A 13636-nucleotide genomic window follows, 5' to 3' on the forward strand; every position below is an offset into this window, starting at 1 on the left:
TATAAAAAAAGGAACTCAATTGAGTTCCTTTTTTATTTTATAGTATCTGAAATTTAGATTAAAAACCTAAATCACGTTCAATTTCTTCCATTTCGATTAAATCATGTGCTTCCAACAAAGTTGGCACGACATGCAATGTATGAGGTACATCATTAAAATCGATTCCTTCGGCTACGATTACAAATGATTTTTTTTGTTTTTTAAACTTCTTGGCCAAATCAACGAAATTTTTGATTGATTTAATATCCACCGATTTATCATGTGAGATATCCAAAACCACATTATTTTCTTTATAGGTATTGAACTGATCGGTAACTTTTTGCAGAAAAACTTCAGCGTTACCCTCGGTATCTTTAATAATGGTAGTATGTCCTTTGTGGTCGACTTTCATTTTATAATATTTGATTCATGTAGTTGCTAAATTAATCAGAATTTAAGTCTTAACAAACTGTTTGTTTATTTATCTAACATCCAACTCATCAAATTATTTTGATCGACAATAGACCAAGAATGAGGATGTTTTTCTCCATTTGCTCTATATCCCTTGTTCTTGGTTATAATTACATTTACATCCGAAAATTGCTTCTTCTTCATTTCTTCCGCCATTTTTTCAATGGAAAAAGCATTCAGATCTTCATAATCATTCCCATTTTGTTTTTTCCACCACAGTAAATCAGGTTCAGTATACAATCTTATTTTAGTATCTTTTAAATAGTCAAGATTACTGATGTTGGCCGTTTTAGAAGTAAAGGGAGAATTCAATTCATACTTCTTTATCCCTTTCTTCGGATTACCAAAATCTGCATTGAAATTTTCAACAATCCATTTGGCTTCTTCTACTGATTCAGCATCCACATTATTGCGGATATTTTTTTCTGAAACCTCATAAATTTTCAATAAATCAATAGGAGAATCAACAATAAAAACTCCCTTCGGTATAATATTACTTTTAGTTTTTATCAAATAATCACTCAATAACAAACTCACATTACCCCCGGCTGAAAAACCACCGATATAAATATTTTCATGCTTAAGCTTATATTGATTAAATATCGACTCCAAATCTTTTTTTAAAGATTCTTTTTCTTCTTCTTTTAAAAAAACATGATGATCAAAATCCATTAACAAGACCGAAATATTATTCTTGGCAGCTATTTCCAGAATTTTAAACTCGCTTTTGGTATTCTCTGCTCCGCCACCGCCAAATCCCGGGAAAAGAACAAGAGTACCTTTTTGCTCTTTTGCTTTGAATAATTCAAAAGACTCTTCTTTTATTCCTTGTTCTTCAACTCTTTCTGCTTTATTAGAATTACAAGAAGCCAGAAATAAAAAAACAACCGCTATTAAATACTTAATCATTGGAAACTTATTGTTTGATTTTCGAAGCTAATAAGTAAATAACTGCCATTCTTACGGCTACTCCGTTTTCAACCTGGTCTAAAATTACAGATTGTTTTGAATCGGCGACATCGCTGGTGATTTCAACTCCGCGGTTAATAGGTCCGGGATGCATGACCACAATTTCTTTATTCAGGGAGTCAAGCAATTGTTTGTCCAATCCGTATTGCATGGCATATTCACGCGTTGTCGGGAAATAACTGATGTCGAGACGTTCGTTTTGCACGCGTAACATATTTGCCACATCACACCATTCGAGTGCTTTTCTTAAATTCGGTTCGACCTGAACGCCGAGCTCTGTAATATATCTTGGAATTAAAGTTTTCGGGCCGCAGACTTTTACTTCTGCTCCCAACTTCTGTAAGGAATAAATATTCGAAAGCGCTACACGTGAGTGTAAAATATCACCAACGATTACCACTTTTTTCCCGGCCACATCCCCCAGCCTTTCTCTTATTGTATAAGCATCCAATAAAGCCTGCGTTGGGTGTTCGTGTGCTCCGTCACCGGCATTAACAATACTTGCATTTACATTTTTCGACAGGAAAACGGCAGCTCCGGGAGATGAATGACGCATGACCACCATATCAACTTTCATGGAAAGAATGTTATTTACGGTATCGATCAGTGTTTCCCCTTTTGTTACAGACGAACTAGAAGCGGCGAAGTTCACCACATCAGCGGAGAGTCGTTTTTGGGCTAATTCGAATGATAATTTAGTCCGGGTACTGTTTTCAAAAAATATATTGGCAATGGTTATGTCGCGGAGAGAAGGAACTTTTTTGATGGGGCGGTTGATGACTTCCTTAAAATGATCGGCGGTATTAAAAATCAATTGAATATCTTCTTCTGTGATGTATTTGATTCCTAATAAATGATTTACGCTTAATTCCTGCATCTTATTTTGTAATTAATTCTACTGAGTCTTCTCCGGAAGTTTCCTTCCACTTTACCACTACCTTTTCGTTGTTGATGGCGTCTACCTGGCGTCCGCGGTAATCGGGCTGGATAGGCAGATGACGGCTGAAGCGTCTGTCGACAAGGACAAGCAGTTCTACTTCGCTTGGTCTTCCGAAGGATTGTATCGCAGACAATGCCGCATTGATACTTCTTCCGGTGTACAATACATCGTCGATAAAAATTACTTTTCTGTTTTCAACCAGGAAATCGATTTGGGTTTTATTCGCTTCCAAAGTCTCCCCTCTTCTGAAATCGTCCCTAAAGAAAGTAATATCAAGGAAACCCAAGGCGATATTATTCACTTGGTATTCGGTTTCAAGAATGCTTTTTAAACGGGTTGCCAGTTGTGAACCTCTTGGCTGAATGCCTATTAAAACAGTGTTTTTAAAATCGAGATGATTTTCTAATAATTGACAGGCCAAACGGTGAAGTATGATATCAACTTCTGTAGCGGTGAGCAAAGTTTTTTGACTCATTGTAGTTAGTTGTGTTTGGAGTGTAAAATTAGGTAAAAAAGTCGAAAGTGGAAAGTCGAAAGCCGAAAGTCTTTGAGACAAAGTGAAAATTCCAAAATTAAAAGTGATTAGTACTTAGTAATTAGTGCTTGAGTCTTTGGGACAAGTGGGAAATTCCAAAGTCATTGAAGACTTTTTTTGCTCCACTGCGTTACGCTATGAGGTCGGAGTTGGATTGCGGGTAGTCGTTATGAGAAAAATGAAATTTCAAAAACGGAAAGAAAAACTCTAATAATGGATTTATTCTTCTTCTAATAATTATCCTTATTTTTTCCTGCATCCTCCTTCGTCGGATACGGCTAACTTCTTTTCTTTTGTCTTGATGTCTCGTCTAAGGCCGAGACAAGCAGAAATCTCGTTATGGCTAACGAGACACGGCAAAAGATCAAGACTTGGACTCTCGGCGTTCCAATTTCATTTCAAATCCTAAAAGAAAAGAACTCGCCCTTCGGGACTCAAACAGCTTTTCTTTTTACGGATTTTTCAATGATTGGAACCTCGCCTGCGAATCCTAAGTCGGAGTTGGATTTGCGGGTAATCGCCAATAAAAAGATAAAATTTCAAAAAATAAAGTTTGTTATCTTTCAGCTATAAGCAAATTTCTTTTTGCAGTTGACTTCTTTCTGTTTGGGGTACTAAAAAACCTTACTGAACTTGGAAAAAAATCCAAACACAGTAAGGTAAAATTTAAATGGACAGCTATTACATCTTCACTTTTTCAAATTCAATTCCTTTAACTTCGGAGAATTCAGGGCTTGATGAGCCGTAAACTGATTTTACGTAGTTTTTAACTTCGGCGGCGATGTCAACCAATCCGTGGTTATCGCTGTAGAGCATCTGGTTTCTTTCATTTCTGGCACTGTTGATGAAGGAATGTGCGACTAACACCGCATGATTTTTAGCAATGAGGTCGTTTTGCCTGGCGATGAGCGTGTCAATCTTAAGTTCGCCCTCATTAGGCTTATAGCCGGGCTCGGATTTCAATAATGCGATGAGTCCCATAAAGTGATGGATTTGCATATCGTATGACAACAGGCTTGTGTTGATGGTACTGGGTGCCGGTTGGTCAGTATTGGTCTCTTGGGCGATTGCACCGTCTATTTTTTCCTGGATTTTCCGGTTGAAATCTTTGGCCTCTCCGATTCTTTCTTCAGGAGTTTCGGATATTATTAGTTCGTTGATGATTCTGGTGGAGAGTTTCTTCAGGTTTTCAAAGGCGCTATGCCTGTTGGTCACCGCGTTGCTGTAATCGGTATGTTTATCGATGACATAAGACAGATTGGACTGTGCATTTGTCGCAATGGTATTGAGATGCGGGATTTTGAGGGTGTCTTTTGACGGGTTGTACGTGGTTCCGTATCGGTTAACAAATGTAATCAGGTTTTGAAAGTTGGCTACATTTTTAGCGTGGCCGGTTTCAGTAGTTGCATTCATGGTTTTTTAATTGTGTTAGTTAATACTTTGGACTATAACCATCTAGGGTTTTGCAAAGATGGTTATTTTGCCGGAAATAACTTACAATATTTATGCCAGTTTTTTTAGATTGTTCGATTATCCGATTATTAGATCATCAGATTATTGGATAAGAAGATTGAAGGATTGATATGCGTTGTGGAACTGTGGTTCTTCCGATTGGTAAAAAAAATACAAATCCCAAGCTCAAAATTCCAAAAATTAATGAGTTTACAAAATCGTGCTAAAAGCAGTAAGCAGTGTACAAAACGCAGTAACGATTGTATTAAAAGCAGTAAGCAGTGTACAAAATACAGTAACGATTGTACTAAAAGCAGTAAGCAGTGTACAAAATGCAGTAACGATTGTATTAAAAGCAGTAAGCAGTGTACAAAATGCAGTAACGATTGTATTAAAAGCAGTAAGCAGTGTACTAAAAGCAGTAAGAAATGTACTTAGAGAAGTACTGTGTGTTCATTATAAAATATAAAAAACCTTACTATAGTGAAGCTATTCCTCCCTATAGTAAGGCCATTAAAAACGTATACAGTGTTTATGCTTTGATATGTTTGAATTGTATCCCGCTTATTTGTTTGTATTGCGGGCTGTTTGCGCCATAGGCGGATTTTACGTAATTTTTAATTTCGAGGGCGGTATCTACCAGTCCGCTATTGTTGCTGTAGAATGTCTCGTTTCTTTCGATTCGGGCTTTACTGATAAAAGTGTGGGCAACCGACACCTCATTGTTTTTAACCAACAGCTCATTTTGCTTTGCGGTGAGCGTTTCGATTTTGAGTTCGCCCTCGTTGGGTTTGTAACTTTCTTCCGATTTCAGTACCGAAATAAGTCCGGCAAAATGTTGGATTTGCTGATCGTATGAGCGCTGGCTGGTACTGATAGTTACCGGAACCGGTTGGTTTTCGTCAACAGGCATTGCAATTGCTTTTGCCCTTTTACCCTGCATTTTGCGTTGGAATCCTTTGGCATCGTCTACTCTTTGCGGCGGAGCGTCGGTGGCTTTGAGTGCATTGACCAAGCGTGTGGATAAAGACAGCAGGTTTTCGAAGGCCCTACTCCTATTGATCACTGCGTTGTTGAAGTTGGTTTTTTTGTCAATGACATTGAAGAGGTCATTTTGTGCTTTTATTGCAATGGTATTGAGATGTGGGATTTTGAGGGTGTCTTTTGCGGGATTGTAGTTTGTCCCGTAGCTTGATAAGCAGTTGATCAGGTTTTGAAAGTTGGCTACATTTTTTGCGTGTCCGGTTTCTGAATTTGATTTCATAGTTTTTCATATTTGTTAGTTAGAAGCGTAGCGTCTTTCGTTACGCTTTTTTATTTGACAGAATTGGATTACAAATGTTGTGCCAGTTTTTTAGACTTCTTAGACTTGTTAGATTATTAGACTTCTTAGATTTGTATCTTAAAATGAAGGTTTTACGGGAATCCGTAAGGGATTGTGGCTTCGAGAGCCTCAGCCACCATGGGGGTGAAAATTCAGTAGAAATACGTAGTGTATTGTGCAATTATTTTAGGAAATTGTAATGGAGTTAAATTAACTTCAAAACATATGATCTTGCTTAATAAAGGTCTTTAATGCAAAACAATAAACAATTAAATTATGAAAAATCTATTTTTTACATTATTATCCTTAATTAGTTTTTTAACTTCTTACTGTCAAGAAACATATTTTGTTGGAAAAACAGAATATTACAAAAATCAATATTATTCAACAACAGGATAACCTGTGGTTAAAAGAAGTGAATCCAATAAAAAAGAATTTTTAAAATCACAAGGATATAAATCTATACCTTATGGTTATCAGATTGACCATATTACACCATTAAGTGAAGGCGGATCCGATGATCCAAGTAATATGCAGTTATTAACAATTAGTCAGCACAAAGAGAAAACAGCAAGAGAAAGAACTAAAAGAAGTACTTCAAATTATTTAGCTACCAAACCAAACTATCAATCTTCAATAACAACAAACCAATATGGTGAACAAATATCATATGCTACATATTCAAGAACAGATTTTGACGGCAAAATAATATACATAAGTAAAAATGGGAAAGAATTTTTTTTTAATGAAAATGAGAGAAAGGTTTATGTCAAAAGCAGTTCTAATATTTCAAAATCAGAATATAAAATACCAACAATAAAAAATACAGACTACAATTATAACACAACAGAAACAATACAGTCAACAAGATCATATGAATCATCATCAATACCTTCAAGTTCAACACAAACACTTCCAACATCAACTACTAGAGAAATACATACTGGTCCGCGAGGTGGTCAATATTATATAAACTCCAATGGTAATAAAACTTATGTACCAAGATAAAAGCAACTGACAACTAATCTTAGTCGCAATTTATTTTAGATATGCATCAAAATTTTATTTACAAATAAGTTGACATAATGATTATAACTTAACTTATACAAGATGGAAAAAACTAAATTTCAATATTGGAATATACTAATACCTGCAATATTTGCTTTAATAGGAACTTTTTTGGGCAGCTATTTAACATATGCAAATTCTTATAATTTATTTACAAAACAAAACACATTTGATAATCAAAGACTTACGTATTCAAAAATTATGTCTTTAAAATATTCATGGTGTCAATCAATTCAAAGTTACTGCTCCTCATACTTATTAGTTGAATTTTATGATACTAGACACCCCGCTGCGCAAAGTCTCCCGACTTTGCGATTAAAATCATAGAAATAGCAACTATGCTATTATCAATTGTCCAATCAAAATAATGTATCTTTCTTTAGTCTTATTACTGGCCTCAAAGTTGGCTCCCAATAGCTATCGGGATTGCGGAGCGGATTGTTCGATTATTAGATCGTTAGATTGTTAGACTTTGGGATTTAAAGATTGGGAGTAAGTAATAGCAGATTCATTATGTAATTACAAATTGGTACATTTGGGGCAAAACATTTATTTTAGAATTCCAGAAGCATCATTACACCTATTAACACTATAATCCAAAAATACCTATGTCATTTTTTAAAAAGTTATTCGGAAAAAGTAAAGAGAATAAGAGTACGGAAGAAATTGAATTGCCTTGGATCAATCCGGAAGAAAATCTGTGGGGAATCAAGTTAGTTGATTTAAGTCCGATTACCCATACCATGGTTTCAACTTCACAAAACCGTCAAATGGCAGAAAACTCAATGTCTTACGGAGGAGAAGACGGATCTACATTTTACGGTATAAAACCTGAAGGCAACAAAACTATTGCTGCAAACATTAAAATCACTACCGAGAAAAAATTATATCCGGGTGCATTATTTATGCCAAATCAAATGGAACATAAATGGGCAATTTATTTTGACGGTGACTATTTAATCTTTGTCCGCAGCTGGTTACGCGAAGTTTTTGTTACTGCCAAAGTATCCCAAAAAGACAATGAGCTTTCGGTTGATACCATATATGGTGAATTTACGGAAGAAGAAAGTCCGGAGTTTACACAAGCATTTTTGCGTTACCTGTTGATAAGCCATGTAATTGGTGAAGAAATACCGGCTCCCTTGCCGAAAGACTATGAAATCGATTTAGGGAAGGTTGGCTACTGGGCATTTTCGGCTTATGGTAATATGGCACATTATGGCACATTCGATCATGATTATGCACCTAAAGCAACCAAGCCATTACGTTCTCTATCCTTGCTTCATATAGCAGTTGCTAAATGTGATATTACAGACATTGAAAATCAGTTACAGCAAGGTGTTGACATAAATCATTTAGGTGCAGACGGTATGGCGCCATTACATTGGGCCATTACACCGGATACACTCGAGCCTATGGAAAAGCTACTGGCATTAGGTGCAAATCCGAATGTGGTGAACTTTGAAGGTGCAACACCACTTATGAATGCAGTACAATCAGACAGGATAGACCATTTTAATTTATTGATTAATTCCAAAGCACAGGTAAATTTTAAAGATCACAGAGGTTTTACGGCACTACACAGAGCCAGCGAGATGGGCCGTTTGGAAATGGTAGAAATCTTACTTCAGAACGGAGCCGACAAGACCATCGAAGCACAAGGACATACGGCGCTTTCATTAGCCAGAATGACAAATGAAGAAGAAGTAATAAGTTTGTTGGATTGTTAGATTTCGAAATGACAAAACTATAGCTAAGAAACTAATTGTTGAGAGTAAACATTGCAACATAAAAACAAAAACCTCACTATTTAGTGAGGTTTTTTAATTATTGTTTGATGAACTTTATATTAGAAGTTCCTTTATCGGAATTTATTTTAATGAAGTAATTTCCCCCGCTACGCATTCTATGATAAAAAACAAGTAAATAGCATTAAAATTATGATGCAAATTTATAGGTGTTAATATATGGTGTTTCTCCCGCTGCGCAAAGTCTCCCGACTTTGTGCTCAGAATCATAGAAATAGCAACTATGCTACTATCAATTGTCTGATCAAAAAATGTATCTTTCCTTAGTCTTATTACTGGCCTTAAAGTTGGGTCCCGATAGCTATCGGGATTGCGGAGCGAGGAACAATGATTGTATAAAAAGTCTAAATATAATGTGATTTCTCCTTCGTCGAAATGACAAACAATTGCTGAAAAAGCAGCAGATTTTCACAATTATGGCCTCTCGATACATTTTGCTCCACTGCGTTTCACAAAACACTCGAGGTGACGTTTTCAAGGATATTCAAAATTTCAACATGATAACATTAAAACAAAAAAGCCCCACAAAAAGTGAGGCTTTTTTTATTGTTTGATGAATTTCGTGTTAGAAGTTCCTTTATCGGAATTTATTTTGATGAAGTAATTACCGGAGGGTAAATTGGAGACATCAATTGTTTTTACATCTTTGGCATTTGGAATTACAACTACCAATTGGCCCAATGTGTTGTAGATATTCACAGAAGAAATCTCTATTGTTTCTTTTGCATCCATATTCAATACATTGTGCACCGGATTAGGGTATAATTTGAAATAATTAGCGAATTCGAAATCCTGGTTATTTAATGCCTGAATGGTTGTTGTTTCTGTGTTAGTGACAATCGGGAAATTGTAATCGAAGTAAATACTAGCCGAGTTACTGAACGTATCACCGTTCACCAATGTTGGTTTTGTCTTGATTTTGAACATTACATAACCATCATTGTTAGCATCATCAAATGGCAGGTTGATGTTTTCGAAGATGAATTCTACTTTGTTTCCTGAAGATACTTTAGTAACAAATGAGTGGCTTCCTTTCATTGGCACTAACGTATTGACATCAAACTTATTGGTATCGATCATATCTTTTACGACGATGTTTTCAGCCAGGAAAGTACCGGTGTTTTCAAAGCGGATCATGTAATGTACATACTTGCCTACTTCACTTGGTGGAATTGTTTTTCCTTCCAGACAGGTTTTATCATTCGGATCGAAAGAGTTAACAACCGTTTGATTTAAAACAAATGTATTATCGTTTGGTGTTTCATCAGCAATTGGTGATGAAATTGTTGCGGTATACGTTAAAATATCTCCTGCATTTACAGGAGGAGTTTCCATTGGAGAGTTTACATTTAAGATAAAGATTATTTCTCTTGTTTCAAATGGCAGTAAATCAATAAAATTCCATGATAAATTATTTATTGTCTGCGTTGCGACGGTCGGATTGGTAATAACAAAATCCAAAACAGCATCGTTGAAAGTCAGATTTATCGATCCGGAATTTGTTATATTACCTTTATTTCTGTAAATAAGTTTATATGCAGCATTAAAACCAGGTCTGGCTGTGTTAAGAGGCAAAACAGTCACTTCTAAATCCGGGTAAAGTCCATTTGGAGTTACACAGAAATTTTGTGTGAATGGGCTCGCTTGTGCCGGAAAAGTAATATCTACAGACGAAGGTGTAATAGTAAAATAAGCAGGATTTTCTAAAACAGGTGTTATAGTATGGGTTCCAGCCTGTACTGAAATAGCATAATTACCGGACGTATTGGCAATTATACTTCCTGAAGTTGACCCACTTGTGGTATTGAACTTTAAATTAGCCAGGCTTACATCAGACACATCACAACCATTACTATTCAAATCAAACTTACTATTTCCTTGAATAGTATATGAGCTTCCTCCCGGCGTAAATGAACAATATGTATTGACATGGCAATTGTTGTAACCGTACTCAACTATTTTATTTTGTATTGCCTCCACTTGAAATTCATCGGCACAGATATACTCAAGATTTGGCGAGTTGGAAAAATTGAATACGGGATAATAAATATTATTTTCGAAATCATCATACATTTCATTGCTGTTATTTTTCAAAAACAATGATTGCAATGGATTACTGCTGCAGTCGAGATATTCAAGATTTGTATTGTTTGAGAAATCCAATGTGGTGAATTGATTATTACTACAATGGATATCGTCTAAGCTAGTCAACCTTGAAAAATCAATCGCCTGAATTTGGTTATTAGAACACATCAAAGATCTTAAATTGACAGAATTACTTATGTCCAAATTAATTAATTGATTATCATAACAATGTAATTGTGAAAGACTTGTCAAATGAGTACCATTAATACTCACCAATTGGTTATAACCGCAATAAAGGGATACTAAATTAGACAATCCATTTACTTCTAATGTTCTTAATTGATTGTTATTACAACCAAGTTGGATAAGGTTTATTAATCCGTTTGCGTTCAAAGATGTAAGTAGATTATAATCACAATACAATTTTTGAAGACCCACACATCCGTCAACATTCAATGATAATAATTGATTTCGTGATGCCTGAAGTTCAATAAGATTACTTTTATTACTTAAATCTAATCCCGTAATATTATTATTGTTACACCTTATCATCTGAATAGCATTTACACCATTTAAATTCAATGTTGCAATCTGATTTCTAAAACATCTTAAATCCGTTAATGCAATATTGTTGCTTAAATCCAGACTTGTTAATTGATTAGTAGTGCAATATAATAGTAGTAATGCTGTATTATTGCTTAAGTCCAAGCTAGTTAATTGATTATTACTGCAGTCTAATTCACGTAATGCTACGTTACTACTTATATCCAAACTTGTAATATTATTATTATTACATATAAAAACAGTAAGATTCGTAAAGTATTCAATTCCTGAAAAATTAGAAATAGGCGAATTAGTATTACGGGTTGATCTTATCATCAAATAACTCACATTTAATGCTTCACTTACCTGAATTTCACCATCATTATTGGCATCAATATTAAAATAATTTCCAGCTAAATCTTTAGCTATTGCATTATTAGGAGCTGACGCTAACAATTTCGTTTTAAAATTAGCATCCGGAAAATTAATGATTTGGGCGTTAACAGTAGTAAATAGGCTTAAAGCCAAAAGTAGGAAGTAGATTTTTTTCATGTGGGGACTTATTTGTAGATATAAGATGCAGAAAATGCTATTGGTTGCGTTGTTTGCAAAAAAAAATCCCCACTGAATAGCGGGGATTTTACTATTTAGATACACTTCGACTACGCTCAGTGCAAGGAAAGATTATTTCTCTCCTTTTTCCATTTTAGCTTTTAATTCAGCTAATGCATCGATATCACCTAAAGTTGATGCCGGAGCATTGTTGCTTGAAGATGTAGTTTCAACAGATGATTTCACATTTTTCTCTTCTTCTTCACGGAAGATAGCAGTGTGAGAAGCAACTACTCTTTTGAATTCTTTGTTGAATTCAATTACTTTGAAATCTGCAGCTTCACCTTTTTTCAATTTTTTACCGTCTTCTTTTTCTAAGTGACGAGTTGGGATGAACGCAACTACATCGTCTCCGAAATCAACAGTAGCACCTTTGTCAACGATTTCAGCGATTGTTCCGTTGTGGATAGTTCCTACAGCGAAAGCATCTTCGTGCTTATCCCATGGGTTAGCAGTAGTTTGCTTGTGACCTAAAGATAATTTACGAGCTTCAACGTCTAATTCCAATACTACAACATCTAATTTCTCACCAACGTTGATGAATTCAGATGGGTGTTTGATTTTCTTAGTCCAAGATAAGTCAGAGATGTATACTAAACCATCGATTCCTTCTTCTAATTCTACGAAGATACCGAAGTTTGTGAAGTTTCTAACTGTACCTGAATGCTTAGAACCTACAGGGTATTTAGAAGTGATGTCAGTCCAAGGATCTTGAGACATTTGTTTGATACCTAAAGACATTTTACGCTCTTCTCTGTCAAGAGTCAAGATAACTGCTTCAACAGTATCTCCGATTTTCACGAAGTCCTGAGCAGAACGTAAGTGAGTAGACCATGACATTTCAGAAACGTGGATTAAACCTTCAACACCTTCTGCAACTTCGATGAAAGCACCGTAATCAGCTAAAACAACTACTTTACCTTTTACTTTGTCACCAACGTTTAAGTTAGCATCCAATGCATCCCAAGGGTGAGCGTTTAATTGTTTTAAACCTAATTGGATTCTTGTTTTCTCATCATCGAAATCAAGGATTACAACGTTTAATTTTTGGTCTAATTCAAGAACTTCAGATGGGTGGTTGATTCTTGACCAAGATAAATCAGTGATGTGGATTAATCCGTCTACACCTCCTAAGTCAATGAACACACCGTAAGAAGTGATGTTTTTAACAACACCTTCTAATACTTGTCCTTTTTCTAATTGACCGATGATTTCTTTTTTCTGTACTTCAATATCCGCTTCGATAAGCGCTTTGTGAGAAACAACAACGTTTTTGAATTCATGGTTGATTTTAACCACTTTGAATTCCATCATTTTGTTTACATATTGATCGTAATCACGGATAGGTTTAACGTCAATTTGAGAACCTGGCAAGAAAGCCTCGATTCCGAATACGTCAACGATCATACCACCTTTAGTACGACATTTAACGAAACCATTAACGATTTCACCTGTTTCATTAGCAGCAATAACTCTATCCCAAGCTTTGATAGTTCTAGCTTTTTTGTGAGATAAAACTAATTGACCAGTTCTGTCCTCACGGATATCGATTAATACTTCTACTTTGTCCCCTACTTTCAAGTTTGGATTGTAACGGAACTCGTTTAATGAGATAACACCTTCAGATTTTGCGTTGATATCAACAATAGCATCTCTTTCAGTAATTCTTACTACAACTCCTTCAACTACTTCTTCAGCATCTGTAGAGATGAAAGTTTTTGCTACTAGATCTTCAAATTCCTGTAAATTTTTAGCATCAACTGCATCAATACCTTCAGCATAGTTATGCCAGTTAAAGTCTGCTAAAAATTGTTCTTGTGTTTTGTTTAATTCAGACATGTCTGATAAAT

General features: G+C 35.4%; 11 protein-coding genes. 3 read left to right on the forward strand and 8 right to left on the reverse strand.

Annotated features, from left to right (window positions below; all coding sequences use genetic code 11):
* Positions 1-58: 58 nt before the first annotated feature.
* From NAT51_RS07600 to NAT51_RS07620, 5 genes are all read right to left on the reverse strand, one after another.
* Positions 59-391, reverse strand: a complete 333-nt coding sequence (locus tag NAT51_RS07600) for a ribonuclease Z (RefSeq protein WP_250597365.1) — start codon at positions 389-391, stop codon at positions 59-61.
* A gap of 65 nt (positions 392-456) precedes the next feature.
* The gene (locus tag NAT51_RS07605) at positions 457-1359 is read right to left on the reverse strand and encodes a steryl acetyl hydrolase (protein ID WP_250597366.1); all 903 of its coding nucleotides are present in this window, start codon (positions 1357-1359) and stop codon (positions 457-459) included.
* Between the two features lie 7 nt (positions 1360-1366).
* Complete coding sequence (locus tag NAT51_RS07610) at positions 1367-2296, reverse strand: aspartate carbamoyltransferase catalytic subunit (protein WP_250597374.1); 930 nt, start codon at positions 2294-2296, stop codon at positions 1367-1369.
* Position 2297: 1 nt separating this feature from the next.
* Positions 2298-2834, reverse strand: a complete 537-nt coding sequence (gene pyrR / locus NAT51_RS07615; protein WP_250597376.1) for a bifunctional pyr operon transcriptional regulator/uracil phosphoribosyltransferase PyrR — start codon at positions 2832-2834, stop codon at positions 2298-2300.
* A gap of 741 nt (positions 2835-3575) precedes the next feature.
* Positions 3576-4307: a hypothetical protein gene (locus NAT51_RS07620; RefSeq protein ID WP_250597378.1), complete on the reverse strand. Its 732-nt coding sequence runs from the start codon at positions 4305-4307 to the stop codon at positions 3576-3578.
* A gap of 259 nt (positions 4308-4566) precedes the next feature.
* Between NAT51_RS07620 and NAT51_RS07625 the strand changes: the two genes are divergently transcribed.
* Positions 4567-4815 (forward strand): hypothetical protein, encoded by a 249-nt coding sequence (locus NAT51_RS07625; protein WP_250597379.1) that lies wholly within the window; start codon positions 4567-4569, stop codon positions 4813-4815.
* A 63-nt stretch (positions 4816-4878) separates the two neighbouring features.
* Here the strand turns inward: NAT51_RS07625 and NAT51_RS07630 are convergent, their stop codons facing one another.
* Positions 4879-5610: a hypothetical protein gene (locus NAT51_RS07630; protein WP_250597380.1), complete on the reverse strand. Its 732-nt coding sequence runs from the start codon at positions 5608-5610 to the stop codon at positions 4879-4881.
* A gap of 462 nt (positions 5611-6072) precedes the next feature.
* On the opposite strand from NAT51_RS07630, the gene NAT51_RS07635 reads away from it, so the two are divergent.
* Positions 6073-6678, forward strand: coding sequence for an HNH endonuclease signature motif containing protein (locus tag NAT51_RS07635; RefSeq protein WP_250597381.1), 606 nt, complete (start codon positions 6073-6075; stop codon positions 6676-6678).
* A gap of 668 nt (positions 6679-7346) precedes the next feature.
* Positions 7347-8468: an ankyrin repeat domain-containing protein gene (locus tag NAT51_RS07640; protein WP_250597382.1), complete on the forward strand. Its 1122-nt coding sequence runs from the start codon at positions 7347-7349 to the stop codon at positions 8466-8468.
* A gap of 621 nt (positions 8469-9089) precedes the next feature.
* Here the strand turns inward: NAT51_RS07640 and NAT51_RS07645 are convergent.
* Together NAT51_RS07645 and rpsA are read right to left on the reverse strand one after the other, a co-directional pair.
* Positions 9090-11726, reverse strand: coding sequence for a DUF7619 domain-containing protein (locus NAT51_RS07645; protein WP_250597391.1), 2637 nt, complete (start codon positions 11724-11726; stop codon positions 9090-9092).
* Between the two features lie 132 nt (positions 11727-11858).
* Positions 11859-13625 carry a 30S ribosomal protein S1 gene (gene rpsA, locus NAT51_RS07650; protein WP_250597393.1) on the reverse strand — a complete coding sequence of 589 codons (1767 nt, stop codon included), beginning with the start codon at positions 13623-13625 and terminating at the stop codon, positions 11859-11861.
* Positions 13626-13636: the final 11 nt, after the last annotated feature.

The organism is Flavobacterium amniphilum (genome assembly GCF_023634845.1).
Classification (GTDB): Bacteria; Bacteroidota; Bacteroidia; order Flavobacteriales; family Flavobacteriaceae; genus Flavobacterium; species Flavobacterium amniphilum.

Excerpts from the sequence above, each read along its gene's own strand:
- NAT51_RS07645 (WP_250597391.1), bottom strand. The coding sequence starts at position 11,726 with ATGAAAAAAATCTACTTCCTACTTTTGGCTTTAAGCCTATTTACTACT.
- rpsA (WP_250597393.1), bottom strand. The coding sequence starts at position 13,625 with ATGTCTGAATTAAACAAAACACAAGAACAATTTTTAGCAGACTTTAAC.
- pyrR (WP_250597376.1), bottom strand. The coding sequence starts at position 2,834 with ATGAGTCAAAAAACTTTGCTCACCGCTACAGAAGTTGATATCATACTT.
- NAT51_RS07610 (WP_250597374.1), bottom strand. The coding sequence starts at position 2,296 with ATGCAGGAATTAAGCGTAAATCATTTATTAGGAATCAAATACATCACA.
- NAT51_RS07640 (WP_250597382.1), top strand. The coding sequence starts at position 7,347 with ATGTCATTTTTTAAAAAGTTATTCGGAAAAAGTAAAGAGAATAAGAGT.
- NAT51_RS07620 (WP_250597378.1), bottom strand. The coding sequence starts at position 4,307 with ATGAATGCAACTACTGAAACCGGCCACGCTAAAAATGTAGCCAACTTT.
- NAT51_RS07605 (WP_250597366.1), bottom strand. The coding sequence starts at position 1,359 with ATGATTAAGTATTTAATAGCGGTTGTTTTTTTATTTCTGGCTTCTTGT.
- NAT51_RS07630 (WP_250597380.1), bottom strand. The coding sequence starts at position 5,610 with ATGAAATCAAATTCAGAAACCGGACACGCAAAAAATGTAGCCAACTTT.
- NAT51_RS07600 (WP_250597365.1), bottom strand. The coding sequence starts at position 391 with ATGAAAGTCGACCACAAAGGACATACTACCATTATTAAAGATACCGAG.